At 69.5% G+C, this 25,121-nt stretch carries 22 protein-coding genes and 2 pseudogenes; 14 read left to right on the top strand and 10 right to left on the bottom strand.

All coding sequences use genetic code 11. The annotated features are described in order from the left end of the window. Positions 1 to 13: 13 nt before the first annotated feature. The 3 genes from E0504_RS17095 to E0504_RS17105 all read right to left on the bottom strand — a co-directional run bounded on the left by E0504_RS17095 (position 14) and on the right by E0504_RS17105 (position 2,857). Positions 14 to 559: a hypothetical protein gene (locus E0504_RS17095; protein ID WP_131625089.1), complete on the bottom strand. Its 546-nt coding sequence runs from the start codon at positions 557 to 559 to the stop codon at positions 14 to 16. Positions 560 to 834: 275 nt separating this feature from the next. After that, entirely contained in the window at positions 835 to 1,215 is a 381-nt protein-coding gene (locus tag E0504_RS17100; RefSeq protein WP_243657536.1) for a DUF3592 domain-containing protein, read from the bottom strand. A 64-nt stretch (positions 1,216 to 1,279) separates the two neighbouring features. Further along, positions 1,280 to 2,857 (bottom strand): hypothetical protein, encoded by a 1,578-nt coding sequence (locus tag E0504_RS17105; protein ID WP_131625090.1) that lies wholly within the window; start codon positions 2,855 to 2,857, stop codon positions 1,280 to 1,282. A 1,131-nt stretch (positions 2,858 to 3,988) separates the two neighbouring features. On the opposite strand from E0504_RS17105, the gene nhaA reads away from it, so the two are divergent. Next, the gene (gene nhaA / locus E0504_RS17110) at positions 3,989 to 5,365 is read left to right on the top strand and encodes a Na+/H+ antiporter NhaA (protein ID WP_243657537.1); all 1,377 of its coding nucleotides are present in this window, start codon (positions 3,989 to 3,991) and stop codon (positions 5,363 to 5,365) included. A gap of 120 nt (positions 5,366 to 5,485) precedes the next feature. On the opposite strand, the gene E0504_RS17115 is transcribed toward nhaA, so the two are convergent. Next, positions 5,486 to 6,229: a hypothetical protein gene (locus E0504_RS17115; protein ID WP_243657538.1), complete on the bottom strand. Its 744-nt coding sequence runs from the start codon at positions 6,227 to 6,229 to the stop codon at positions 5,486 to 5,488. Between the two features lie 1,012 nt (positions 6,230 to 7,241). On the opposite strand from E0504_RS17115, the gene E0504_RS50405 reads away from it, so the two are divergent. Both E0504_RS50405 and E0504_RS52115 read left to right on the top strand, forming a co-directional pair. Continuing rightward, positions 7,242 to 7,403, top strand: a complete 162-nt coding sequence (locus E0504_RS50405; RefSeq protein WP_160144234.1) for a hypothetical protein — start codon at positions 7,242 to 7,244, stop codon at positions 7,401 to 7,403. 26 nt (positions 7,404 to 7,429) lie between these two features. Further along, positions 7,430 to 7,663 (top strand): annotated as a pseudogene (locus E0504_RS52115) (serine/threonine protein kinase); the annotation flags it as partial. A gap of 88 nt (positions 7,664 to 7,751) precedes the next feature. On the opposite strand, the gene E0504_RS17130 reads toward E0504_RS52115, so the two are convergent. After that, positions 7,752 to 8,378, bottom strand: coding sequence for a TetR/AcrR family transcriptional regulator (locus E0504_RS17130; protein ID WP_131625093.1), 627 nt, complete (start codon positions 8,376 to 8,378; stop codon positions 7,752 to 7,754). 748 nt (positions 8,379 to 9,126) lie between these two features. Between E0504_RS17130 and E0504_RS17135 the strand changes: the two genes are divergently transcribed. Beyond that, complete coding sequence (locus E0504_RS17135; RefSeq protein WP_131625094.1) at positions 9,127 to 12,018, top strand: GH116 family glycosyl-hydrolase; 2,892 nt, start codon at positions 9,127 to 9,129, stop codon at positions 12,016 to 12,018. Positions 12,019 to 12,205: 187 nt separating this feature from the next. On the opposite strand, the gene E0504_RS17140 is transcribed toward E0504_RS17135, so the two are convergent. Further along, on the bottom strand, positions 12,206 to 12,397 hold the full coding sequence (locus E0504_RS17140; protein WP_131625095.1) for a hypothetical protein: 192 nt from the start codon (positions 12,395 to 12,397) through the stop codon (positions 12,206 to 12,208). A gap of 61 nt (positions 12,398 to 12,458) precedes the next feature. Between E0504_RS17140 and E0504_RS53490 the strand changes: the two genes are divergently transcribed. From E0504_RS53490 to E0504_RS17150, 3 genes are all read left to right on the top strand, one after another. After that, on the top strand, positions 12,459 to 12,593 hold the full coding sequence (locus E0504_RS53490) for a hypothetical protein (protein ID WP_306769249.1): 135 nt from the start codon (positions 12,459 to 12,461) through the stop codon (positions 12,591 to 12,593). A 55-nt stretch (positions 12,594 to 12,648) separates the two neighbouring features. After that, positions 12,649 to 13,413 (top strand): SDR family NAD(P)-dependent oxidoreductase, encoded by a 765-nt coding sequence (locus E0504_RS17145; protein ID WP_243657539.1) that lies wholly within the window; start codon positions 12,649 to 12,651, stop codon positions 13,411 to 13,413. A 214-nt stretch (positions 13,414 to 13,627) separates the two neighbouring features. Next, positions 13,628 to 14,131 (top strand): hypothetical protein, encoded by a 504-nt coding sequence (locus tag E0504_RS17150; RefSeq protein ID WP_071066358.1) that lies wholly within the window; start codon positions 13,628 to 13,630, stop codon positions 14,129 to 14,131. Positions 14,132 to 14,628: 497 nt separating this feature from the next. On the opposite strand, the gene E0504_RS17155 is transcribed toward E0504_RS17150, so the two are convergent. Next, a complete protein-coding gene (locus tag E0504_RS17155) occupies positions 14,629 to 15,207 on the bottom strand; it encodes a TetR/AcrR family transcriptional regulator (protein WP_112105138.1) in 579 nt (192 codons plus the stop codon). Between the two features lie 405 nt (positions 15,208 to 15,612). Between E0504_RS17155 and E0504_RS17160 the strand changes: the two genes are divergently transcribed. Continuing rightward, positions 15,613 to 16,029 carry a hypothetical protein gene (locus tag E0504_RS17160; protein ID WP_131625097.1) on the top strand — a complete coding sequence of 139 codons (417 nt, stop codon included), beginning with the start codon at positions 15,613 to 15,615 and terminating at the stop codon, positions 16,027 to 16,029. 77 nt (positions 16,030 to 16,106) lie between these two features. Here the strand turns inward: E0504_RS17160 and E0504_RS17165 are convergent, their stop codons facing one another. Continuing rightward, on the bottom strand, positions 16,107 to 16,763 hold the full coding sequence (locus E0504_RS17165) for an ester cyclase (RefSeq protein WP_235013710.1): 657 nt from the start codon (positions 16,761 to 16,763) through the stop codon (positions 16,107 to 16,109). Between the two features lie 101 nt (positions 16,764 to 16,864). Between E0504_RS17165 and E0504_RS17170 the strand changes: the two genes are divergently transcribed. Beyond that, the gene (locus tag E0504_RS17170) at positions 16,865 to 17,518 is read left to right on the top strand and encodes a TetR/AcrR family transcriptional regulator (RefSeq protein WP_235013711.1); all 654 of its coding nucleotides are present in this window, start codon (positions 16,865 to 16,867) and stop codon (positions 17,516 to 17,518) included. Between the two features lie 171 nt (positions 17,519 to 17,689). Here E0504_RS17170 and E0504_RS53495 read toward each other — a convergent pair. Continuing rightward, positions 17,690 to 18,118, bottom strand: a pseudogene (locus E0504_RS53495) (hypothetical protein); the annotation flags it as partial. Further along, the gene (locus tag E0504_RS17180; protein ID WP_112105129.1) at positions 18,060 to 18,320 is read right to left on the bottom strand and encodes a hypothetical protein; all 261 of its coding nucleotides are present in this window, start codon (positions 18,318 to 18,320) and stop codon (positions 18,060 to 18,062) included. The gene E0504_RS17180 and the pseudogene E0504_RS53495, both read right to left, overlap by 59 nt. A gap of 807 nt (positions 18,321 to 19,127) precedes the next feature. Between E0504_RS17180 and E0504_RS17185 the strand changes: the two genes are divergently transcribed. From E0504_RS17185 to E0504_RS17205, 5 genes are read left to right on the top strand one after another with little or no spacing between them, the layout of a single operon-like run. Next, positions 19,128 to 19,856 carry a hypothetical protein gene (locus tag E0504_RS17185; RefSeq protein WP_165938536.1) on the top strand — a complete coding sequence of 243 codons (729 nt, stop codon included), beginning with the start codon at positions 19,128 to 19,130 and terminating at the stop codon, positions 19,854 to 19,856. A gap of 1 nt (position 19,857) precedes the next feature. After that, entirely contained in the window at positions 19,858 to 21,168 is a 1,311-nt protein-coding gene (locus E0504_RS17190; RefSeq protein ID WP_112105131.1) for an ATP-grasp domain-containing protein, read from the top strand. Then, positions 21,161 to 22,675 (top strand): acetyl-CoA carboxylase biotin carboxylase subunit family protein, encoded by a 1,515-nt coding sequence (locus tag E0504_RS17195; RefSeq protein WP_112105132.1) that lies wholly within the window; start codon positions 21,161 to 21,163, stop codon positions 22,673 to 22,675. Before E0504_RS17190 ends, E0504_RS17195 begins: the two co-directional genes overlap by 8 nt. Positions 22,676 to 22,685: 10 nt before the next feature. After that, positions 22,686 to 24,092: an MFS transporter gene (locus E0504_RS17200; RefSeq protein WP_112105141.1), complete on the top strand. Its 1,407-nt coding sequence runs from the start codon at positions 22,686 to 22,688 to the stop codon at positions 24,090 to 24,092. After that, on the top strand, positions 24,089 to 24,973 hold the full coding sequence (locus tag E0504_RS17205; RefSeq protein ID WP_112105133.1) for a GNAT family N-acetyltransferase: 885 nt from the start codon (positions 24,089 to 24,091) through the stop codon (positions 24,971 to 24,973). The genes E0504_RS17200 and E0504_RS17205 overlap by 4 nt, the downstream gene beginning before the upstream one ends. The last annotated feature ends 148 nt before the right edge of the window (positions 24,974 to 25,121 follow it).

A 25,121-nucleotide genomic window follows, 5' to 3' on the forward strand; every position in this document is an offset into this window, starting at 1 on the left:
CACACATTAATCGTCAGTACCACCAGAACCATTTTCCGTTGAACTCCCAGCCGGGCCGGACGATCGCGTCTGGCCTGCTGTTGCGCACCAGGGTCTGGCCGAATGCTGCCCACTGCTGGTTGTACTCGCCGCGGGCGCATGCCGCCTCGTTGCCGTCCTCGGGGAACAGCGGCTGGGCCACCGACAGCATCCCCTGGTAGACGTTCGGCCGAAAGTCGCTTATCGGCCAGTCGTCCTGGGTGATGGTCTGCCAGTTCCTGCGGGCGGTGAACACGACGGCCACGTCCGTGGGGCGGCCGATCCATGTCTCCCAGGTACGGATGTCCTGTGGAGGGTTGGCGTTCGCCCCGGACGGCCAGGTCAGGCCGCTGCTCATCGAAGGGGCGATCGTCGTCTGCGGGATTCCCTCGGGTGGCTCTGGCTGTTCCTCGGAACCGCCCACCACGACCAGGAGCACGACGACGAGAACCGCCACCATCGCGGCGGCGGCACCCCCACCGAGCAGCCCAAGTCTCCACCGACGGGACGTACCGCCGGACTTCTCGCGGCGACGCCCCACGCCCTACCTCCGCCAACTCCGTGGATTCCGGTGCCTAACTCTACCCGTACGTAAGAGTTGACCGATGCGGGGAGTAAGGCACTTGAAGTGAGGAGCCTGCTACCACAGGCAACTGGCTGTGGTCATCGTGTGGTCGGTGGGCGGCGGAATGTGACGTAGTGCGCGTCACTTGACCCACGAGCGGCTGACCAGGGTGCCTGCGATCTCCTGATGACTACGCCGGCCGCCTTGATCCCGTTTCTACGCCGTATGTTGCTCCACCGGCGCAGCGCGAATCACGTCGCCTGGCGACGGCCCGAGGCCCCGAGGCTGACGCAGAGGGGTGGGAGTCGGGCTCGCCGCCCACCGGGGCCGATGTCGTTGGGCAGGTCGTTCAATGAGGTAATAGGAAGCAGCGTGTCGTAGGCGACGGTGAACCGCGCACCAATGCGATACCGATGATCGACGTCGAACCGTTGCACATGCTCGCGACCGGTGGCGTCGATCCAGCGGGCCCGGAGGTCGAAGTGCTCTTCGTACCGGTCCTCGACCACTGTGCCGTCGGCGAGGGCGGTCGCCTCGGCGCGGGCTGTGTCGTACCGGTGCGCCCGCCACGCGGTGTCACCGGCGATCACCGTGAATCCGGCCAGAGCGACCGAGATACCGAACAGTGCCACCCGCAGCACCGGGCGCCGGGCGAACAGGGCCGCCCGTCTCGTCCCGGGGGCGTGGTCGATCCCGTCATGCCCCCGCCTCCATGATCAATTCGGTGTCGTTGCTTGCTGCGATCAGTGCCCGCACCTGGGTTGCGTCGCCGGAATCCACGGCTTGCTCGATCAGCTCCCGCACATCAACGCTCCGGCCGTCGGGGGAGATGACCACAGCTGTCACCCATCGGCTCGCCCGTTCCCAGCCGGAGTCGACCAGCCTCATGCTGATCACGTTGCCCAGGCAGTCGGAGAGGACCGCGCGGGCAAGCGCGTCGCGCCCCGGCGGTGGCTCGGTGCGGATCGAGGGCTCGATGCGGCGGGCGAGCCCGCGCCAGTCCATGTCTCTCCTCGCTCGGGCCCACCACGTGCCACCCGCATGGGTTGCACCTACGAGGACTCCACCTGACGTGTGGAAGGGGGCGGTCCCATCGCCCGATGCGTTGGCTGCCGACGGGCGAGGAGCGGTAGCGGGAGGTGGACCGGACTCCAGGGCATCGACCGCGACGGTCACCGCGTCCGGCGCCGTGCCCCGGCCCGTCGCCCGCAGCAAGTCGGCACGTGCCTCGTCGAGGGGCTTGAACAGGTCTGCCGGACTTTCCAGCACGCTTGCCGGGAGCACGACCTGGTTGGAGTCGGCGAGCAGCTCCCGTGGAGCCCACCGGTTCAGGTCATCGGCTTGGTGGATACGCACTGGCCTGTCGTCGGGCCGGCTGACAGGCCGGCAGCGGGATGCCTCGGCGCGTTCGGTGCCCGGCGACGCGGCGTCGCCGATTTCAGCTCTGGCGGGAGCGGGCACCGGTAGTTCCGCCAGGGCAGCCAGACGCGGCTGCAGTGGAAGCCGGGCGTGCGCGGCCCAGGGATCCCTGGCCTCGTCCGTCAGGATGGCCGCGGAGACCCACCGGACGACGTGTGGATCATCAAGGGCCTCGTCGAGGGCGTCGTACAGGTCCTCGGGGAACGTCCGCTGCTGGGCGAGGACCTTGGTCCAGTGCCCGCCGAGGTGGTCGAACGCCGCCGCGACCAGCGTCGCGCGGGTCAGGGCGGAACGGACTTCGGTGGCACCGAGAACCTCGGCGGCCCGTGCGTCCGCCGCGAGCTCCACCCCCCAGCGGTACCGTTGCGTAGCGTTCAGCAACGCAGCGGAAACGGCCCGGCGCGGCGGGAAGCGGCTGGTGAGCGCCTGCGCGACCATGCCGCGGGTGGACGCCAGCGCTCCTTCGCGCCAGCCGGTCAGCTGATGACGAGCGATCTCCCGGGCGACGATGGCCGTGAGCTGCGCGGCGGTGAGCCCACGCAGAAGGGGCCAGCCGAGGAGCAGGCTCGGTGACCGGCCACCGAATCCTGGGTGCACCAGCGCCACCGGAGTCGGTAGAACCCGGACGGTGAGCGGAGCGCCGAAATCCATCCGTTCGGAGGCCCGGAGTATCAGAACGACAAGGTCGGGTTCATCGTCCGGTCGTAGCACCCGGCCCGGTGGGCGGGCGCTCCGGAGGACCGGGATGAGCAGGGCCAGCAGCATCCCGACGAACGGCGCGACACCGATCAACCAGTCATGCGACGCGACGGCCAGGCCGACGACGAAAAAACTCAGGACGATACTGTCGATCATTAAGAAGAACCACAGGACGATCGCCCATAGAACGTTTGTCGGGACCGTTATACGGCCGGCCCTCAACTGGTCGACAGAGGGTGGAATGGTGTTCATGGGCATCCCGAGAAGGGCACGGCGTCCTCTTTCGGAGCAGCGCGAAATGATCCGTGGCAGCACGACAGCGAATGTCGTCCAGCCCACGGAACGAGTATCGACAATGGCTACGACCGGGCTCCGGCCCGGACACGGCAATGAAATCGAGGACGACCAGAGGCCTCCAGGGAAGGTCGGCGCAATACAGCGTTGGACAGCACGAATTGCTTCGCCGACCAGACTTCCCGGCACACCAACAGCTACCTTATCGGGTTACTTCTGAACCCGCAAGCGCTTCCGGGGCGGACAATTCGCCGGAGCGACACTGGCCGGGCAGCGGGACCTCGTGGTGTCGGCCATAGCCACTCGGTGCTGGCAGCCGGCATGAGCCTGTGGAACGCCGCAGGCCCATCCAACCGGGTCCGGAACGGCGTTCAACGGGTTCCGCTCCTCCAACGAGATGATCACGTTCGCGGTTCGCTGACTCCGCTCGTTGTGTCCCGTGACGGTGAGGAGCTGCCTGCCGAGCACCGCATCGTCGTCGACCATTGATCGTGGTCGGCTACCGGGGGTGCAGCGGCCCGCTCGGGATTGCTGATCGACGCCTCCCAGCCGGCGCAGAACGGGTAGATCGCGGTGGCGGATCCGGACCTCGGACACGGCGGCCCGAGGTCCAGGTCGCCTCGGCGGCGCTGGGCTGCATCAGCCAGGAACGCCTACGCCTACGGGACCTGGTGCCGTACGAGGTCGCCGCTTTTCACCCTCAGGACCGGGAGAATACCTACCGGATCTTCGCCTCCGGCGGCTTCCCTCCATCATCGACACTCGATCCGGGTCGGCGCGGGACAGGGAGAGCCGACTGCGGGCGTGCTCCGGGTCGTAGGGCAGGCCACTGTGCCCCGGCCAGTCGGGCCGATATGGTGGGAGACGGTGCGCCGGGAAGTCTGGTCGGCATGGGGATGCGTCTGGTCTGTGTGCGTTGTGTGACCGGTTCGAGGTGGTCATGGGACGCGCGGAGAGATACCGCATGCGATTGGATTTCTCGAAGGGATGTGGATGTCCGCCGCACCGTCTGGTACCCCGACGCCGGAGGGCCGGGGCCGGTCCGGTGCTCTTCCCACCCGGCTCCTGACGCGGCCGGGCTGGTTCCGTGCTCAGCAGGTCACCGGCGTGCTACGCAGCGAGACCGTTGGTGGCCTGCTACTCCTGGCCGGCGCGGTGGTGGCGCTGGTCTGGGCGAACTCGCCCTGGCGTGCGGCGTACGCGACGCTGACCGGTGCCTACGTGGGGCCGGAGGCGTTGCATCTGCGCCTGAACCTGGCGCACTGGGCGTCCGACGGACTGCTCGCGATCTTCTTCTTCGTGGTCGGTCTTGAACTCAAACGCGAGTTCGTCCTCGGCGAGCTGAGATCACCCAGCCGCGCGGCCCTGCCGATCATCGCGGCGGTCGGCGGGATGGCGATGCCCGCCCTGATCTACACCCTGGTCAACAGCCTGTCCGCGGACGGGGCGCCTGAGGGGTGGGCGGTGCCGACGGCGACGGACATCGCGTTCGCGGTCGCCGTGCTGGCCATCATCAGCACCCATCTCCCGGTCGCGCTCCGCTCGTTCCTGCTGACCCTGGCCGTCGTCGACGACCTCCTCGCCATCACGATCATCGCGGTGTTCTTCACCGACTCGCTCAGCCCGGCGCCGCTGGCCGGCTCCGTCGCGACGATCATCCTGTTCACCCTCCTGGTGAACCGGGGTGCCGGCCGCTGGTGGCTGCTGCTGCCGCTCGCCGTCGTCGCGTGGGCGCTCATGCACGCCTCGGGGGTGCACGCGACCATCGCCGGGGTGCTCATGGGATTCGCGGTACCCGCCCGCCCGGAGCCAGGGGAACGGGTGGGGATGTCGGAGCGACTCGAACATCTCTGGCGTCCGGTGTCCGCCGGCATCGCCGTGCCGATCTTCGCGTTGATGGCGGCCGGGGTGTCGCTGGGCGACGGCGGGATCGGCGCGGCGCTGCGCGACCCCGCGGGCATGGGCATAGCCCTGGGGCTCGTGGTCGGCAAGCTGGTCGGGGTCCTGGGCTCCACGTTCCTACTGGCTCGGTTCACGCATGCCGAGCTGGACCAGAGCCTGTCCTGGTGGGATGTCCTCGGTGTCGCCCTGCTCGCCGGGGTCGGTTTCACCGTCTCGCTGCTCATCGGTGAGCTGGCGTTCGGTGACGGGACCGAACGCAACGACCACGCCAAGGCGGCGATCCTCCTCGGATCCCTGACCTCCGCCCTGCTCGCGGCAGTGGTCCTCCGAACCCGTAACCGCGTGTACCGCAAGATCGAGGAAGAAGAAACGATCGATCAGGATGGCGACGGCATCCCCGACGTGTTCCAAGAATCCGCCGTTGAGGACGCCGCTTCCCATGCCACCGACACTCCCCGTCGAGGTTGATGGAGAGCACCGAACATAAAGCCCGGCGACCAGCCCACGGCATTCAGCTCCTTCTGAGAGCTGGGCGTCCAAGGGGCGTGCGCTTGGATCGAGAGCGATTCGCACGCACGCCCCAAAGACCTACGATCTCTCTTCTGGCTGGTTCGGCACTGCAGGAATCTCCCCGCCGAGGACAGGGGCGAGCTGGGTGCGCGTATCGGTTCGTAGCTGTGCCACGAGCTTGCGTGCGGTCTTTGCGCCGATGCGGAGACGTTTGCGGAGGGTTTCGGCGGAGATCGGACGGTGGTGGGTCTCCCAATGGAGAGTGCCCTCGGCGCGTGCGCGGTGAAGTAGATCCTGTTCAGCGGCCCGCCGTCGGTGCCCAGGAGGTCTGAACTCGGTCTGCTCCTGTAGGTCCAGCGTTCGTGGCGCCGACGGTACGAGGGCACCGGAATGACTTACCGGTTCCATTTCTCCCTCGATACCGGGTGGGCCCAGTTGTCCGAGCGCCGCCTTCTGGCTGGTGCCCGTCTGGTGCATGGCCTGGAGCATGCTGGGGCCGACCTCGCTCCATCCGATAAGGAGCAGTGGGCCGACAGCGTCGAACGCGGCCTTGCCGTAGTCCGCGGCGATGAGGGGTTCCGCAACGTTCAACGCCAGCGTTACCATGCTGGAGAAGATGAGGAGACGTCGCGCTGACCGCAGCACATCGACCGGGCCGCCGTGCAGGGCCAAGTGCCGCGTGCCGAGCAAGAGCCCTACGACGGACAGGTCGACAGCCGGAGCGACCAGGGGAGCGACCCAGATCGGGACTCCAAGACGGAGTCCGAGCGCGAGCACGTTGCCGAATCCGAACAGGAATGTAAGTCCGACGACGGTCGCCATTATCAGGGTGACGAGCTTCGCGATCGATGCCGCTGCTACACGAGAATCGGCATCCACGTTCGAATCTACGGATGTCGTTGTTGCTGGGTTCACGCGTCACCGCCCCCTGGCTGCGGGGTATGGGTTGACCGTGCAGTCGGCGGGCTCCAGAGCCGCCCCCAACGGCAGGAAACTGATCGCGGGGCGCGCCAGGTACCTCGGGGTGGGTATGGCGGAGAGCGCCGGATCAGCCTGCCTTGGACGCTGTGTTACGGGAAGGCCCTCCCACACGGGCCGCCCCGCCGCTTCCCGCCCCGGGTGGAGGTGTAGCAACGGGTGTAGCAACGCTGGCGAACAACCACGTACGTCAGCGGCCTTCCACGGCCGAAAACGTACGTCCACGGACGTTGAAATGACGGTCAGTTCGGCCTGAAAAGCGGAAGGTCGGCGGTTCGACCCCGCCCCTGCCCACCCTTTTGACCTGCGGAAATGACGGGATTTGTCGATCACAGGTTGATCGTTTTATGGCAACGGGTGTGGCAACGGAGCCATGCGATCTCGGTGACGGTCTGTTTCGGATTTCCGGGTGGGAGGTCACGAGGCCTGTGCTCACGGACGTTGCCACAAGGTATGGGCCTCGTATGGCAACGAAGCTCGGTAGGCCCGGTCGCGTCGGCGCCATGACCTGCAACGGTGCTCAAGATCGAGTCTGGTAGACCGTCCGCTTTTGCGGCGGACGTTCTACGGGGCGCTCTCCCCCTGGGGCTTCCTCATGAGGGCCCTGCCGAGAGGCGACAAGCAGGTGGCGCGGGACGACGACGGCTACTACCTGACGTCGGCGCTGGTGGATCGCCAGTCCAAAGGAGCTCCGGATCATCTGAGCGCGAGCGAGGAGGTCGGCGGCAGGCCTGGTCCTGACAGCCGCGACCAAGAACATCGTCCTCCGAAGACCACCACACAACCGCGGAACTGCCCCGGCACACAACGCGGCTGGTAGTTGGACTCTCTCCGCCGGTGATCGAGTCTCGCTGGCGTGTTCGAGGGCGAGCGGGCTGCTGCTCGTGGGCCTGCGGCCCGCCGCTACGAGTACCTGCCGACCTTCATCCTGCGTGGCCTGACCGCCCTGCACCTGGAGTTCGATCTCGCGCCATCGCCGCCGCGTCGCGGCCCGGCGGCGGGCTCACCCACCGGGTAGGTCAGAGGCTGACACAGTCGTCTGGCATGGTGCCGTACCCGGAGGGGCGCACGGTTCCGGCGGCCGGGGTGATCGTCCCCCGGGGACCCCTGCTGCCGCACGAGCCGACCGTCATCGGCCTGTGCGTGGGCGGGATGGGCGCTGTCTACCACGTGCGCGACCGGCGGGGGCGGCCGGTCGCGGTCAAGGTGATCAGGCCGGATCGGGCCGGGGACCAGGAGTACCGCCGCCGTTTCCGGCGGGAGGTCGAGGCGGCCCGTCGGCCTCGTCTGCACAACCGTCGTTCATCAGGGGTGGTGCAACGAGCGCTCGTCCCCGGGTGCCGCCGAAGCCGCGGATGGGCCGGACTTACTTCGGCGTCTCTGTCTGCTGTCGGGGTGCGTCCGGGCGGGTGAGGTCGTCGCGAAGGGCCCGCAGGTAGGAGCGGAGGATCGCGGATCGGTCGATGAGGGTGGGGTTGAGCAGCCACTGGGTTTCGATCCCGAGGGCGACGGCGACGATCTCGGTGGCTTTCGCCGCGGCGTCGATGTCGCTGCGGATCTCGCCGCGTTGCTGCCCTCGCCGGATCTCGTCGGCGATGAGGCCGCGGGTCTGCTGGTCGCGCTGGTCGAAGTAGTCGTGCAGGGGGTCCTCTGGGTCGAGGTTCTCCGCCCGCAGGACGGTCACCAGTCGGATGACGATGTCGGGTTCGGTTGGGGTCTGAAGGTCCTGGGCGCCGAAGATGCCCTTGCCCGCGTAGTCGGTCGCCGCCTGATCCACGAGTTCGTCGCGCCGGACCATGACGGCGCGGAGCAGATCCTCCTTGGTGCCGAAGTGGTGGAGGATCCCGCTGTGGCTGATGCCGATGCGCTCGGCCAGCTCGAGGAGCCCGGTCCCGCGGTAGCCGTACCGGGCGAACAGCTCGACGGCTGCGTCGAGGATCTGCTCCCGCCGGGCGACCCCCCGGCGGTTCGGCGTTCCCTTCTTCGGTGGCATCAGCCGGGCACTCCCGATGGGCTTGACAAGGCGCGACCTCCGAATAACCATACAGACCTGTCAGGAAGATGTGGTTCGGCTTCCCGGCGGACGACGAGCGGCCCCTGAGACGGCTCAGGCTGGTGACGTGATGGAGCGAACGTGGAGCTGGGGACTGCTATGGAACCACCGGAAGATCCCAGAGGGGTTGCGGCGGGCGCTGTCGAGGTCTTCCGCACAGGGTGATCATCCTCGGGAGTGCCATGCCCGTCGCCGGTTCGGCACCGCAGAGGCGTTCGGCGGGTTCGCGCCCATCGCGGCGGTTCCGGGGCCGACAAGGGCCGACGGAGGCCTGAGTGTTTGAGAGACGGCGTATGTCCGCGTCTGGGGCTTCGCGAGGGCCGGCCCTGCCAGTGCGATGGGCGACCGGGTGTGCGCCACTGGCGTGCGGAGGGGCCTGTATGCGCTCGCAGGCCTGAGCGTGCCCGGTCAGGGCATTCCGCCCGGCGGTGTCGGTTGGCTCCGCCATAACCTGTCGGGGCCCTCCGAGCCGTGGACCAGGGCGTTCGCGGTCGTCGGACTTTTGGGAGATGCGCACCATCCCGCGGGGAATATCTGACATTCCCGGGACGTCGGTTGTGCCGCGACCGTCCTAGGCCCTCGCCACATGGCACGACACCGTTGCTCCACGGCGGAGCTTCGACGGTGTGCTCGGGGAGTGGAACCAGTTCAGCCCTGACGGCGGCGCCTGTTCCTCGGCGGCCACGTCGTGACACCAGCCCGGCGAGGTCATCTTCGCACCGCCTTGCCGGGCCTCGCACCAACAGACGAACTTCACCTTCGGAAGGGCGGCGTGATGGGTGAGAGAGAATTATCCGGCGCACACAGTGGCGGTGGCGTCTCGCGCAGGACCTTCGTGCGCGGCACAGCTGCGGCGGCCGGCCTGGCGGCGTTCGGCGGTGCGCTTGCTGCCTGCACCGGAAGCGAACCCGCGGCCGCAGTGAAGCCGGTCGTTCACCCTGTGCCCGAGGCTGCCTACGTACGCAAGCTCGGCGCGGTGCCGGCGGGATCCTGCAACGCGCTCGGGGATCAGCAGTGCAGGACAGGAGTCCCGAACCCTGTCTTCCGCAGTGTGGGGGCGGGCCTGTCCGTACCCGGTCTGGGCCTCCCACTCGGGGGCGTCGGCGGCGGCTCTTTCATGCTCAACCAGTGCGGGACGTTCGGGCCGTGGAACATGGGCGGGCAGCCGACCACAGAGTTCTGGGAGATGCGCACCCTCACGCAGGCGGCGTTCCACGTACGCGAGGAGGTCGTCGGAGGCGACGGGGGCGTGTCGGTCAGGACACTGGCCGTGCCGCACACCAACACCGCCCCTGACCGCACTTTTGGCGGCGTCCTGCCCGCCTGGAAAACACTGAAGCCCGGGGACGGCAGCTACGCTGTACTATTCCCGTTCGGGTACATGACCTACAACGGCTTCCAGTCAAAGGTCTCCACCAAGATCTGGTCACCGATCGTGGCCAACGAGGACGAGCGCACGTCGATGCCGGTGGCATTCTTCGACATGCTGCTGAACAATCCCACCGAGAAGCCGATCAAGCTTTCGGTCATGCTGACGTTCCCCAACGCCCCGGCCTTCGCCACGGGTTCGGTACGGACTGGTCTCTACAGCAGGTTCGATCGCGATTCCGCGTCGGGTATAGGCGGGGTGACCCTCGGCTCGGACTCCCCGGAGAACACGCCGGACACCGTGACGTCAGAGTGGACCATCGCCGCGCATCCGTTCGCCGGGCAGACGCTCACCTACTGCACCTCATGGGACGGATCGGGCGACGGGAGCGACATCTACGCCCCGTTCTCCGCAGCTGGCGCGGACGGGAAGCTGCCGAACGGCGACATCGACCACTCGGCCTCGGCCGGCGCGGTTGCCGTGGCGCTCACCCTGGAGCCCGACCAGACACAGACTCTTCGCTTCGCCCTTTCCTGGGACTTCCCACAGGTCTATTACGACGGGGAAGACGCTACGACGAGGGCCGTCTGGATGCGTCGGTACACGGCGTTCCTCGGTGGAAAGACATCCCGGACCAACGACTACCTCCAGGACTCGTACCCCTTCAGGCAGGGTTTCACCATCGCCCGGAAGGAGCTGGCCCGGTACGATGACTCTCTCGCCGTCGTCGAGTCGTGGTGGAAGCCGATCGCCGAGAATCCACAGGTTCCGCCGTGGCTACGCAAGGCGTCTCTGAACGAGCTGTATCACATGATCTTCAATGGGTCATTCTGGGAGTCCGGGCTCGTCAGCAACACGATGCCGATGAGTGCCGAGGAGGGCACCTCGCCTCGTTTGGGATCCGCGATCCCGGACACCCACATCTATTTTCACACCGATGGCGGGGGCGGTGGAGCACAGACGAACGAAGTCGACATGGACAGCTCCGGCTACCTCGTCTTCGCGAAGCTGTTCCGCAGCATGGAGCTGGGCCGTGTTCGCCCGCTACTCCAGATGGTCAGGCAGAATCCGCTGGGAATCGGGCGCGTGATTCAGCAGACCTTCAGAAGTTCAGGACCTTACATCACCCAGACGGCGTCGTTCCAGAATCTCCCGTTCTCCAAGCCGCCCACAGCGGGAAATCCGCCCGCTCCGCCCGCCACGGATCTCGGTGATCTGTTCGCGGACGAAGCCGGAGATCCCTTTCGTGACTGCCCGCACAAGCTCATCTACCGAACGTATGCACTGATCAAGTTCTACGACGACGACGATCTGCTGGAATACGGATACGCGCCGATGCTGAAGGCGTTGAAATACTCTCAGTTCTTCCGTCCGACCGGCTCTCACCTGCCGGCGGACCCGGCATCCAACAACCCGCCGAACACCATGGATCAGGCCGTCGTGAACGGTCACGGAATCTACAACTGCGGGCTGTATCTGCTGTCGCTTCAAATCCTCTCGACGCTGACGCCCCAGGCTGCCCGACTCGGTGTCGACGAGGCCACGCCCGAGATACAGAAGGAACTCGACGAGGAGCTGGCGGCGGCGAAGGAGGAATTTGAGAGGATCTTCTGGAACCCGGCCACCGGTCGATACCGCTACTGCGACGGCACCGGCGGGATCGGTGATCGTTCCGGTACGATCAGGGGCCGTTTCAAGCCGGTGCCACCGCCGGACGCCATCTGGCTCGAGTCCTTCGCCGGTCAGCTCGTCGCGATGGAGCTCGGCCTACCTGATGTCGTCGATCTGAACCACGCCCGTACTCACCTGAAGAACACCCTGGATTCATTCATCCGGTTCAGGGATCCCGAGGGGAACCTGATGGGTGGTCCGATCATCCTCAAGCCGGATTTCAGTATCTACCCTAGTTCACTGAGGACCACAGAAATCAACGAAGTGATCCCGGGTATCGCCTTCCTGGCCGCCGCGGGAGCATTCCGAATCGGCGCCAAGGTCAAGGACAAGGGCATCGCGGAAAAGGCGTTGAAGCTCGGTGAGGGGTGCGCGGTCCAGATCTACGACATCGAGAACAACGGTTACGCCTTCGCAACCCCCGAGAGCTGGTTCGTGGATGACCACCATATCTCCAGGTTTCCTGGATACACGCGAACCCGCTCTGTCTGGTCGCTCTACGACGCGGTCAGTGCAATCGCGGTGAAGAAACCGTCCTGACGCCAGTTGATCCTGCCTACCAGGCCGGAGCCCACGCCGGCCTGGTAGGGCGATCCGGACACAGACAGATCAGAGGCTGACGGTGCGACCACTCAACCCGGACCTCATCACGTCAACGATGACCGCGTGCCATCTCGGCCAAGCAGGTATCCCGCGGGAAAGGTGAAGGTATGCCCATCGCTCCGGATCATGGAATAGCGGTCAGTTCGGCCTGGACAACCGGCAGGGGCAGGCCCTGCGCGGGTGAGTTCGTCGCGGGCCACGGTGGCCAGGTCTCAGGGATGTGGTCGAGTGCGAGGCGCAGTTGTTCGCCTTCCGTGCCGAGGAGCTGCTGAAGGAAATCAACCGGTGCCCGTGACAGCGTCCACTCGTTGTCCACAAGGCATCCGTTGGGCCGGCGTAGCCTCCCCTTCGAGGCGACTGGTGGGAAGGGGCGAGACATGAAGCAGACCATCGGTTCCGAATCGGCCGACAAGGTCGGAATCATCGCGCCGGTCCAAAACCGCAGGGCGCGCGTAGCTAACAGCTTCGCGATCATCTGGATCTCCGTCGCCGTCTCCGGATGCAGCCGATGAAGACTGCGGTCGTCACCGGGGCGGGGGTGGGCTCGGAAGGGCCATCACGGCAGAGCTGGCGCGACTCGGCTTCGCGGTCTGGGTGACCGACGTCGAACTCGGCATCGCCGAGCCGGTGATCGAGGGCCTCGGTTCCGAGTGCCGCGCGGCGGTGCTCGACGTCACCGACACGAACGCCAGCCGCGCGCTTGCCGACGCGGTCGTCGCCGAGCACGGTCACCTCGACCTGTGGGTCAACAACGCCGGCGTACTCGCCGTGGGCTACGCCTGGGAGGTCGACGACGCCAGCAACGCGCGTGTTCTCGCCGTCAACGCGACCGGGACGATCAACGGCACGATCGCCGCTCTGGCTCACATGGTCCCGGCGGGGCGGGGTCAAGTGATCAACGTGGTCTCGCTCGCGGGGATCGTGGCGACGCCCGGGCAGGCGGTCTACGCGGCGAGCAAGCACGCGGCGATGGCCTTCAGTCTCAGCACGCTTTTCGACCTGCGGCGCGGCGGCCACCGCGGCATCGACATCTGCGCGGTCTGCCCCAGCGGCGTGTGGACCCCGCTGGTGGGGAACCGCATCGACGATCCCGAAGCCGCGGCCTCCTTCACCGCTCCACTGCTCACCGCCGACGTGATCGGCCGCGTGGTCGGCCGCCTCACCGAACGCCCCCGCCCGGTGACGATCGTGCCGCGCCGGCGGGGTCCGATGATGCGCTTCGTGGATCTCTTCCCTCGCCTCTCCGTGCCCGCGGTGCCGACGCTGATGCGGGACGCCCGACGCCGACAGCAGCGCTACAAGCGACTCACCGAGAATGGCGAATGGCCGTGACTGCCGGCTGACCGCTGATCCGAGGCGGACGGACGGGCTACACCTGAAAGCCCTGGTTTGGAGATCGCGCGGTTGCGCCGGGCGCTCGCGGACCTTCCGCCGCCTGCGGCAGGAACATCATCAGCGTCCTTCGTCAGGTCGCCCTGCCGTTGTGTACTCGAAGGCCGGCGGCCATCCGCCAGCCCCAGCAGGAGGAGCCCGAAGAAGTGAGGCGTTGACCGTGGCGACATCGGGACGGACCCCCGCGCAGCGCCGAGCCGATCGCGCCCGCTGCCCGATCCCGGTCGCGCAGATCCTCGGCATCCCGATCCGCACGGTGGCCGACGCGATGCGGCGGGCGGGCGTCGACGGGCCGCTGACCGTCGCGCAGGCGCGGTCGTGGCGGGCAATGACCAGCGAACCGCCGGGCTGGATGGCCGAGCTGTTCGCCGAGACGGCCGCCCGCAGGAGTCAGCGGGAACACCGCGAGCAACGCCGAACCTTCGAAGCGGAGCACGCCACGCTGTTGCTCGCCGACGAGGTGGAACAGCGGCTGCTGGCCGGCCGGCGGATACGGGGCGACGAGGCTGAGCGCCTGGCCGCGGACCTGGCGTTCCGCGCCTACAAGGAGCTCCTCCGCGGTGCGGAACCCGGCGATCTGCTCGCACTGGACCTCGCCGCCCTGCGATGGGCCGGCATCGACCCCGACGACCCCGGCACCTGGCGCCCGGCAGAGTGAACGCCGACCACCCACCTGATCGCCTTCTGTCTCCAGACACCGTGGACGTGCTCCGCTCGGCCGGCCCGGCTATCGCGCTGCTCGGACGCCCAAGGGGCCGGGCTCAGGCTGTGGTTCCGCCGTCGATTTCGGTTCGGTGGGGGAGGAGGTCCGTGGCACCGGCGGTGGCGGACCTGGGGCGGCGAAGCCCCATGGCGGCCAGGCTGGTGGAGGTCAGCGTGATCGCGCTGAGGGCGGCGATCCGGGCGGCTGCCGTGAACACGCCGGGGGTAGGAGTGGCGTGGGGGTCCGTCGCTCCACCGCGCGCTGCTTCTCACCGTTCCTCTTTGTGGAATGATCGGTTCAGAATTTGACGGGCGGATCGGGTGGCAGGTCGTCAGGTGACAGCCCGTGCGGACGCGGAGAGCGGGATGGTCGCCAGTCGTCGGCCCACGGCCGGTCGACCTGGTCCGGTGCGGTGAGGGCGCGGGGTGGCGGGCGCTCGGTGCGGTGGGGACTCAGCGCAGGAGGGACAGCGCCTGTTCGACCGCCGGCCGCAGACCGCCGTCGAGCGCGGCCGAGGTGCCGACGACCCGCAGCCCCTGCAGGACGACGAGCAGGAAGTCGGCGAGCGCGAGCGGATCGGTGTCGACCGCCAGTTCCCCCTGCGCCCTGGCTCGGGTCAGCGCGGCGGTGAGGGCGACGCGCAGCGTGAACCAGCTGCCTTCCACTCGGCGGGCGACCTGTGCGTCGTGCGGCATGAGTTCCAGCGCGGCACTGACGACCATGCAGCCGCGCTGCCCCGGCGCGGCGGGCTGGTCGGCGTAGCGGCGGACAAGCTGGCGCACCGCGGGCAGTACCGGCCCCGGCTGGGACAGTTCCTCGACGATGGCCGGGTCTCGTCTCTGCACGTACCGGTCGAGTGCGCGCAGGTACAGGTCGTGCTTGCTGCCGAAGCTCGCGTAGAGGCTGGCCCGCCCGATACCCAGCCGCTCCACGAGATCAGCTACGGACGTCGCCTCGTAGCCGCGGTTCCAGAACAGCTCCATGGCCGCGTCGAGCACCGCGTCGGCATCGAATTTCCTCTCCCGCGACACGGTCGCCACACTACCGATTACTGGAACGATCGATCAAGTAATCTTCCTCGCATAAGGTAACCATTTTATAACCTTCTGCACTTAACGCGATATTCGGCGGGCTCGCTGGTCCGACCGGCACGAACGGTCCAGTAGCAGCCCTCGCGACCTTCGGCGCCTTCGACGCGCGACGCCACGACCGGACCGCCCTCCTGCGGCAAGGAGCACGATCCAAACTCGGTGGAGACCTCCACCAGGCGAAAAACAGTGGCGGACCTGTGGTCCGCGTGTGGATATCGGGGCGCATCCGCCGACATCACCGGCATGCTGTCTCTGGGCCGCAAAGATCAGTTACGTCGGAGCGCTGGGCGACGGCCGTGGCTGACGACCCGATCTGTCGAGTAGCTAGAGATCCCTGGAGGCCAGGTGACGCGTCCCCGCTTCCTCCTCGCCTGCTGTCTGTGCCGCCGAACGATCCCCCCGGACTCGGATGCCTACGCCCTCGACCGGGAGTGGGTCCGCCGCTTCCCCCTGATGGTCGGGACGATCGCCTGCCCGGCCTGCGCCCTCCACGATTTCACCTGGGGGTGCCACAACCGCGAGGACCAGTTCGTCGAGGGCCACCTTCCCGTGGCCGACGGCGGTCCGGACATCGACTCGTGGAGCCACATCGAGAAGTACGGCAGCCAGGGCGGCATCATCCTCACCCATCCCGAATCCGGGCTGCTGCAGGGCGCCGAGGACTACCTGCGGCACATCGCCGGCCGCCAGGGCCTCGACGCGACCTTCACCCGCCGCCTCCAGGCCGCCCTCGACGCCTGGGACGCCTACTCCTCGGTCTGACCCGGCCGCGGATGCTCGTCGCCGGCCGGGTCCGCCGCGAGGCCGCGCGACCGGCGCGGCGCCGGCCGCTGGGGGCGTCAGGCACGGCCGGTGCCGGCGGCCTTCGCGGCGCGCCGGGCCCGCCGGGTGGCGATCGCGCAGCGCAGCAGGAACGCCGGGGTCGGCGGGATCCAGCCGGCCTGCAGGGCCAGTCCCTGGTCGTCGCGCACCGCCCAGTGTTCGACGACCAGGCCGTCGCGGAACCGCAGGAAGTGGGCGTGGTTGACGGTGAACGAGCGGCCGGTGGGCGCGAAGGCGCGTTCGATCTCGCCGTTCGGCGTCCACGCCACCAGGTCGCCGGTGTGGCGGCCCGACATGGTCCCGTGGGTCACGACGAGATCTCCCTCGACCAGGATCTCCTCGATCGTGAAGGACATGTCCGAGAACGCCGTGCGCAGCCAGTGGGCGGTGGCGAGGAACGCGGCGGGGCCGAGTCCGCGAGCGGCCGGCGGCTCGCTCAGCGCCTCGCGGTTGACGGCCTGGGGATGGGTGAGCGCGATGAAGTCGTCGAGGTCGCCCTCGACCATCGCGCGGATGTGGCGGACCGTCACGTCGACGAGCACGCCGCGGTCGAGCCCCGTGGTCGCCGGCTGGGGCGCCCGGACGATGACGGGAGCGACCGCCGGAGCGGCCACGCTGGCCGACGCACCGGTGGCGGTGGTCGAGTTCCGCGAGGCAGTGGTGACCGTGGCCATGAGGTGATCTCCGATCCGTTTATTCAGTACAGCTGGCTGTATCCAAGGATGACAGTAGGCTGTATCGAATTCCATGGTCATCGGACATCGAGGCGGGTCGCGTGTACGACAACCGGTCACGCCAGGTGGCCGCGGGGCAGACCCGGCAGCGCGTCCTGGCTGCCGCCCGCGAGTCGTTCCTGACCCACGGTTATGCCGGGACCACGATCCGGGCGGTCGCGGCGGCGGCCGGCGTCTCGCAGGAGACCGTCTACAAGCGCTTCGAGGGAAAAGCCGGCCTACTCAAGGCGGTGTACGACGTCACCCTCGCCGGTGACGACGAGCCGATCAGTTTCGCGGACCGACCGGAGGCACAGGCGATGCGGGCGGCGGACGGCGCCCGGGACTCCGCCCGGGCGTACGCGGCGATGGCCGGCGCCGTGGCCGGCCGCATCGGCCAGCTGCTGGACATCGTGCTCAACACCCGCGGCGGCGACCCGGAACTCGAAGCGTTCGCCGCGACGATCGACCGGGAACGGCTGCTGGGAGCGACGGCCGCGGTCAGTCACTGGTCGAGCGTCGGCCTGCTCCGCGACGACCTGTCCGTGGACGCGGCCCGTGACGTGGTCTGGACGCTCATCTCACCGGCCGTCGACAGCATGCTGCGCCAGCGCGGCTGGAGCCGCACCGACTACCAGGACTGGCTGGCCCGCACGTTGCTGGCGACCGTGCTGCGCGACGAGGTCACCACCACGGCGGGCGACGCCGGGAGCTGACGCCGCCGGCCGCGGACGGCGTGCCGTCGTCCGGACGGACGCGGTGAGCTCACCCCGGATCGTTCGGGGCGTCGGCGGCCAGCGTGTCGAGTTCGGCGCTGGTGGGGTACCGGCCGGTGCGGACTGCGCGGTGGCGTCCGCGCGCAGCACCCCTGGGCCGGCGAGCCCTTCGCGGGCCAGGGTGTCCCGGGCCAGGCGGCCGGCGTCGTCGTCCGCGAGAAACGTCGCCAGGCGCACCTCGTCGCCCAGCGCCGCCAGGCCTCGCGCGACGTTCCCGCCGACCCCTGCGACGCCGAGGCGCAGCGGGGAGTGGGCGTAGCGCACCGGGCTGTAGTGCACCGGGAAACCCTCGACCGGGATCGTCTGCTGGACGTTCACCACACCGGCGACAACCACGGCGGCCACGGGTCCCAGCCTGCCATCCCCGTCTGCGGCGGTCCGGTACGAAGGCCGGACCGCCGCAGACGTCACCCACCGGCCGCTCGGTCGTTCGCGATCACCGATCGTTCGCGGCCACCGGGCGGAGAAGGCGTCAGGGGTTTCAGGAGGCGGCGGTTCCGCGGTAGCCGACCGGGCCCTCGCCGGGGAACTCGGCGGCACCCTGGAAACGCGCGCCGTCGTCGAAGAAGGTGATGTTCCCGTTGCCCTGCGGGCCTGACCAGCTCACCTGGGTACCGGTGGCCGGCCGGCCGGACTGCGGCACCACGCTGGAACGGCTGCCGATGACGATCTGCAGGTCGGCGTCCTTGCGCCAGTCGGCGTTCTGGCCGCCGTACTGAATCTCCGTGTTGTAAACAGCCATTTTTCTGCCTTTCGTTGTCACACGTCCGTTCCCCGGCCGAGCACTGATCGCGTCGACGTGGGGACCAACAACCCGGAGCAGCCCGATGTGCCGCCGCGGATTTCGTGCCGGCCAACCGGTGTCGCGGGGGCGCGGCGAAGAGCGGGATTGGTGGGCCGTTTCACGGAGGCTCCGATCCGAGCGGGAGCAGGTACACGACCGACTATCTGACAGCCGCGCCGCACCCGGCCATCACCGAGCGAAGTCGGGAGCGTCCGCCCCGAGAAGGCCGACCGGCCGCCGCGATCGTCCGTCACGCCACCGGGTCTTTGTGGTGTCAGAAACGACCAGGTGGGGTCCGGCCGGTGGTGCGAGCCGCGCGGGATCGCGTCAACCAGCCGGCGAGGCGAGGGCGGTGTCCGCAGGCCGGCCCGCCGGCCGGTTGACGCGCGGCGCGCGGTCGGCAAGCACGTACGGCGTCGCGCTGAAGACAGCACCCGCGTTCACCGGCGGGCACGACAGGAAAACCGGTCCATCTGTTGTGGACCGACGGCGCCGGATCCCGGTGTATTGCCGGCCGAAAAGGACGTCGCCGCGACACGCCCACCGGTTTTCGACAGAACTCGATCTTGAATCGAATGGATCTCCTGGTTATGTTCGGTCGCACCGCACGGTCGTCGGGTTTCGGAAGGCGTCACCTGCGTCGGTGCGAGGGAACCGCTCCCGCCGTTCTCCGGAACGCTGGAGGTAACGGAGACGGACGGCCGCCGCCGGCCGCCGTCTCGGGAATGTCGGAGACCACGGTCTGTCGATGCTTGGGGAGAACTCATGTCAACGTTGAGTCGTGTGCGTCTGGAGAACCTCGCCGCCGAGTACATGGAGCGGGAGTTCGACCGGGTGCCCCGGATGCGTGAACTACACGAAGGAACCTGGATCGAGCGCGACTACTACGTCCGTCACATCGTGGAGACGGTGCTGCGCATCCGCCTCAACAACGAGGTCGACACCTACGCGCTGTTCCGCGTCGGCTCGAAGGACGACTCGCTCGCCGCGAACCTCGCGAAGTACCTCGCCGAGGAGTTCGGCCACGAACACATGTTCACCCGCGACCTCGTCCGGTTCGGTTTCCCCGTCGAGCAGCTCGACCGGACACCGGTCTTTCCGTCGACCAACAAGCTGATGGGTTTCCTCCGGCTGGCGGCGGACAAGGAGGGCCCGGCGCCGACGACGGTGTGGGACTGGTTCGTGGAGTGGTACTCCGACCGCTACAACCAGATCATCACCACCAGGGCGGCCGAGGAGTTCGGCGCGGACCTCGTCCGCGGGTCGCAGACCCACATCGAGTTCGACACGACCCACGACCACGACGACCTGATGTTCCGGGTGGTCAGCCGGGCGGTGGAGACCTGGAGCACCGCGGCCACCGCCGAGAGCTATCTCGACACCTTCGTCTCCCTCATCGGCGACTACTTCGGTGAGCTCCACGCCGCGACGGCGCGAGACCAGGGCCAGGACCAGGACCGGGACCGCTCGTCCGCCCAGCTCGTGAGCTCCTGACATGTCCGGCGCACCGTTCACCGACCGGCCGCCGGTGACAGCCACCCCCGCGGCGACAGCGGGCCAGGGCCGGGGCCAGGACGGCCCCGGGACCGTCGTCGTCGTGGAGCCGATGTCGGCGGGGGAGGCACTCGTGAAAGCGGCCACGGACCTGGGGTTCGAGGTCGTGGTCGCGTCGTTCGACGCCGAGGACCGGACCCTGTCACCGTCGGTCCGGCGCGCCGGCACCGTCGTGCGGGTCGACACCAACGACGACCGCGCGCTCGACGACGCCGTCCTCACCGCGGTCGCCGGCCGGTGGGTGGCGGCGGTGCTGCCCGGGTTCGAGTTCTACGTCCCCGCCGCCGCCCGGCTCGCCGCCCGCCTGGGCCGGCCGACGCTGCCCGTCCGGGCCGCCGAGGCCTGCCGCGACAAGGAACTCATGCGCGGCGCCGTCGCCGCCGCGGGTCTGCGCGTGCCCCGCCACGCGGTGGCCGCGACGGCGGCGGAACTCGCCGCCGCCGCCGACCACGTCGGCTTCCCGTGCGTGGTCAAACCGACCCGTTCCGCGGGCAGTGTGCACGTCACCCGGGCGGACACCCTGGCCGACCTGCGCGCCGCCCACCGTCGGATGGTCGACGACCCGCGCCGTGACCTGGGCCGGGCACTCGACGGCCGGGTCCTCGTCGAGGAGTACATCGCCGGACCGGAGGTCAGCGCCGAAGGCTACGTCACCGACGGGCGGAGCACCGTCGTGGCGGTGACCCGCAAGATGCTCGGACCGGAGCCGTTCTTCGTCGAGACCGGGCATCTCGTGCCCGCCGACCTCCCGCCCCCGGCCCGCGCGGAGATCGACCGGTACGTCGCCGCCGTCACCGCCGCTCTCGGCGTCACCACCGGGCCGTTCCACTGCGAGCTGCGCCTCGCCGGCGGAGGGGACCCGGTACTGATCGAGCTCGGCGCGCGGCTGCCCGGCGACCACATCGTCGACCTGGTCGAGGCGGTGACGGGGGTTTCGCTGCCGCGGGCCGCCGTCGCCCTCGCCGCCGGTCTCGACGCCGACGTGGCCGTGCGCGCCCCGCAGGCCAAGCACGCGGGCATCCGGTTCTTCACCGCCCCCGGGCTGGCCAGCTACTCGTCGGTCCGCGGCCTGGACGCGGTGGGGCGCGAGCCCGGCGTGTGGGACGTCGCGGTCGCGGTCGCGCCGGGTGAGCCGATCGCGCCCCCGGAGGACTTCCGGTGCCGGCTCGGCCACGTGCTCTTCGTCGCGGACTCCGCCGCCGAGGCGGAGCAGCGCTGGCACCATCTCGGCGAGCAGGTGCGCTTTGACTAGGCCCAGCCCAGGGGCCGGGGCCGGGCCTGGATCCGATTCCGGCCGGATCCGCCCGGGCACCCCGGTTCACCTGGTCCTCAACCGGTTCGGTGACGAGTTCGGCGACTACGCGCGCTACACCCCGCCGGGCTGCCGGCTGGTGCACATCACGACCCCCGGCGGTCTGCCGGCCGTCGACGGCAGCCGGTTCAAACGTCCCGCGGACGCCGACGAGCCGCTGGAGATCGCCGTCGTGCCCGACACCCGGTTCGAGACCGTCCTGCCGGTGGCGGGGGAGCTGGCGGCCCGGTGGGGCCCGTTCGCCGGCGTCGCCGGCCTGTCGGAGTACGACCTGACCACCGCCGCCCGCCTGCGCGAACACCTGGACGTCCCCGGCGCCCGGCCCGCCTTCGTCCACCGTTTCCGGGACAAGCCGACGATGAAGGCGATGGTCGCCGCCGCCGGACTCGCCGTCCCCCGGTTCGTCGAACTCACCTCGGCGACGGACGTCGACGTCGTCGTGGAACGGCTCGGCCTGCCGCTGATCCTCAAACCACGTTCGGGGGCGGCGTCGGTGGGCGTGGTGAAGGTGCGCTCCCGGCTCGGGCTGCACGCCGCCCTGTCGGCCGTCGACCCGCCAGCGTCCAACCCGTCCGACCCCGGGACGGCCGGATCCGGGGCGGGGAGGTTCGAGGCGGCCGGGTTCGAGGCGGAGGAGTACGTCGACGGGCCGATCCTGCACGTCGACGGGGTCCGCCGCGGCGGACGGCTCCGTTTCGTGAGCGTGTCCGAGTACGTGCACACCTGCCTGGACTTCGTCGCGGGCGCGCCGCTGGGATCGGTCCTGCTCGACCCGGGACGGCGACGTGACCGTGCGGTCGCCTTCGCCGCCCGCTGCCTGGACGCGCTGGAACTGGCCGACGGCACGTTCCACCTCGAACTGATCGAACCGGCCGCGGGCGAACTCGTCTTCCTCGAGGTGGGTATGCGCTCCGGCGGCGCCGAGGTTCCGTTCCTGCACCGTGACCTGTTCGGCGTCGATCTCGTCGGTGAGGCGTTCCGCGCCGCGCTGGACCTGCCACCCCTCGGGCCTCTGCCGGCCCTCGGACGTCCGCCGGCCGGCGGGCCGCTGAGCGAGGGGCCCCGGGGGGAGGGGCCGGCGACCGGCCTCGCGGCGCCGTCCGGCGGGTGGCTGATCTTCCCGGAGCCACGGCCCTGGCCGAGCCGCCTGGTCAGCGTCACGTCGATGCGGCACCGGGTTCCCGAGATCGTCGCGGAGCGCATCCCCGTGCCGGGCCGGGTCTTCGACGGCACGGGCGGCTACGAGGACGTCGGCGGGAGCTTCCGACTGCTGGGACCGGACGAGGCGACCGTCCGCGCCGCGATCCTCAGGATCATCGACGGCTACCGGATCGTCACGGAACCACTGGTACCGGCGGGGCGGTCAGCACCGGCGGCCACAGCCGAACCGGCGACGGCGACGACGCCGGGGTCATCGCCGTCCCGGACCGTCGCCGCCGCCGGATGACGTGCGCACCATGACACCGGGCGACCACGACGACGGGGGGCGCGGGGGGCCGCTGCGGACCTACTTCGTGCTGCGCGCGGTGGGGGCGCTGGCGAACCAGCTGCTGCAGTTCGCCGTCCCCGTGCTGGTCTACGAGGCGACGGGAAGCGCGACCTGGTCCGGGGTGGCCCTGTTTGTGGAGTGGCTGCCCCGGCTGACCTCCCTGCCCCTGGCCGGCCCGCTGGTCGACCGTTTCTCGCTCCGGCGGGTCTACGTCGTCAGCGACGGGGTGCGGTGCGCGGCGGCCTGGCTCGTCGCGCTGCTCGTCACGGTCGACCCGTCGGCGTCACGGACCGGCCTGATCGTGCTGGCCCTGATCGCCGGGGCGTCGTTCGAGCAGTCGTTCGTCGCCGGCGAGAAAGCCATGCTGGTGCTGGTCGTCCCGGCGCGGATGCAGCGGGCGCAGTCGCTGCTCGGCGGGATCGACCAGGCCATGCTGCTGGCCGGGCCGGCGGTGGGCGCGGCGCTCCTGCCGGCCGGCCCGGCCGCGACCGTCACGGTGATCGCCACCCTGTTCACCGTCAGCCTGCTGCTGGCCCGCACCCTCCCGCGCACCGACCACCCCCCGGCGGATGGGGCCTCGGGTGTCGGCGGCGACGCGGCCGCCCCCGCGACGACGCTGCGTCTCGCCGACCTGCGGTCCGATCTCGCCGCCGGTGTCCGGCGGGTCTTCGGCTCGCCGGTGCTGCGGCTCGTCGTGGCCGTCGCCTTCACGGTGAACCTGGCCCTCGGCCTGCTGCTGGCCAGCGGCCCCGCGCTCGTCCAGACCTCCCACGGGCGCAGCGGCAGCGCCCTCGGAATCGTCTACCTGCTCGGCGGCCTCGCCTCGATGGCCGTACTCGCGGTGACCAGCCGGGTGATCAACCGGATGGGGCTGGTCGCGGTCGGCGTCTGTTCGGCCCTGCTCTCCCTCGCCGCGTGCACGGCGCTGGGTGTCGCACCGGGGTTCGGCTGGTTCGTGGTGCTGGCCGTCGCCTTCCTGACGGCCGAAAGCGTCTTCACGGTGTTCATCCGCGTGGTGCGGGCCCGCCTGGTCCCGGAGGCGGAGTTCGGCCGGGTCGTCGGCGTGGTCGTGCTGTTGAACCTGGCCTCGATGCCCCTGGCCGGCCTGCTGGTGGCCGCCGGCGCGGGGTTCCTGCCACTTCCGTGGCTCGTCACCGCCAGCGGGGGCGTCGCTCTGGTCGTCGGTGCGGGCCTGCTGTGGCGGCTGTGGCAGCTCATGCCGCAGACCCGGACCTCGGAGGCGGCCGCGGACCGTCGCTGGGTGGTCCACGCCCTCGAAACCGTCGCCTTCGAAACCGTCGCCCTTGAAACGGCTGTCGTCGACGGAACCGTCCTCGACAAGGCCGTCTGCGCACCCCAGCGGGAGACCACGTGAGCATCACGCACCCCCACGCCGGTTTCCGGCCCCGGGCGGACGTCGCCGTCCCCGTCCGGTTCGTGGTCGGCTCGGCCCGGGACACCCCGCTGCGCGTGGTTTTCCGGCCGGCCCGCCCGGAGGACCTGGCGGACGTCCACTCGATCTCCGACCCCCAGGCCGTCGAACCGTCCGCTGCCGCACCTTCCGCCGTCGGACGGATTCCCGTCCGGCGCGGCCCCGGTGACGTCGCCGACACGGCGGAGTTCCACGTCCTGACGGTGGACGACGTGGTGGTGGCGACCGTGGGCCTGCGACCGCTGACCCCGGAAGCAGCGGGAGCAGCGGGGACGGCGGGGACGGCGGAGCTGCACGACCTCTGGGTGGCGCGTGACTGGCGGCGACGCGGATTCGGTCGACTGCTGCTGGCCTGCGCCCTCACCCGGGCCGCGGCGGCCGGCTTCGACCAGGTCGTCCTGCTGCCCCGGGCAGCAGCCGGATGGTTCCACCGCCACGGCTTCACCCCGGTGGGCCTCGACGCCCTCCCGGCGGACCGCCGGGCGTTCCTCGGCGAGTCCCACGGCCCGGGTCTCCTCGGCCGCGGCAGCGAACCCGGCCATCCCGTGGACCTGCTGTCCCGGCTGTCGGACCTGCGGGTGACGTTCACCCGCTCGGGCCGGGAACTGCGCTGGGATCCGGCGGAGGACACGATTCTCCTGCTCGCCGACTCGGCCGGTGTCCAGCTCGACTCGATGTGCTGGAGCGGGGTGTGCGGCACCTGCCGGTCCACGCTGGTGTCCGGGACGGTCCACTACCTCTCGGACCCCACGTGCGACCTGGCCGAGGGGGAGATCCTCCCGTGCGTCACGGCCCCGGTCACCGACGTCGTCCTCGACGCCTGATGGGAGCTGCCGGGTCGGTGGTGGTGGCCGGTCGCTGGTCCGGCGTCATCGGATCCGACCTGGTCGCCCGTCAATTATGTGGCGGGGCGTGGCGATCTCTGCTCGGGTTGTCAGATGCGACAGCGTTACGACGATTTCGCTGACTGGT

The sequence above is a fragment of the Parafrankia sp. BMG5.11 genome (genome assembly GCF_004337455.1).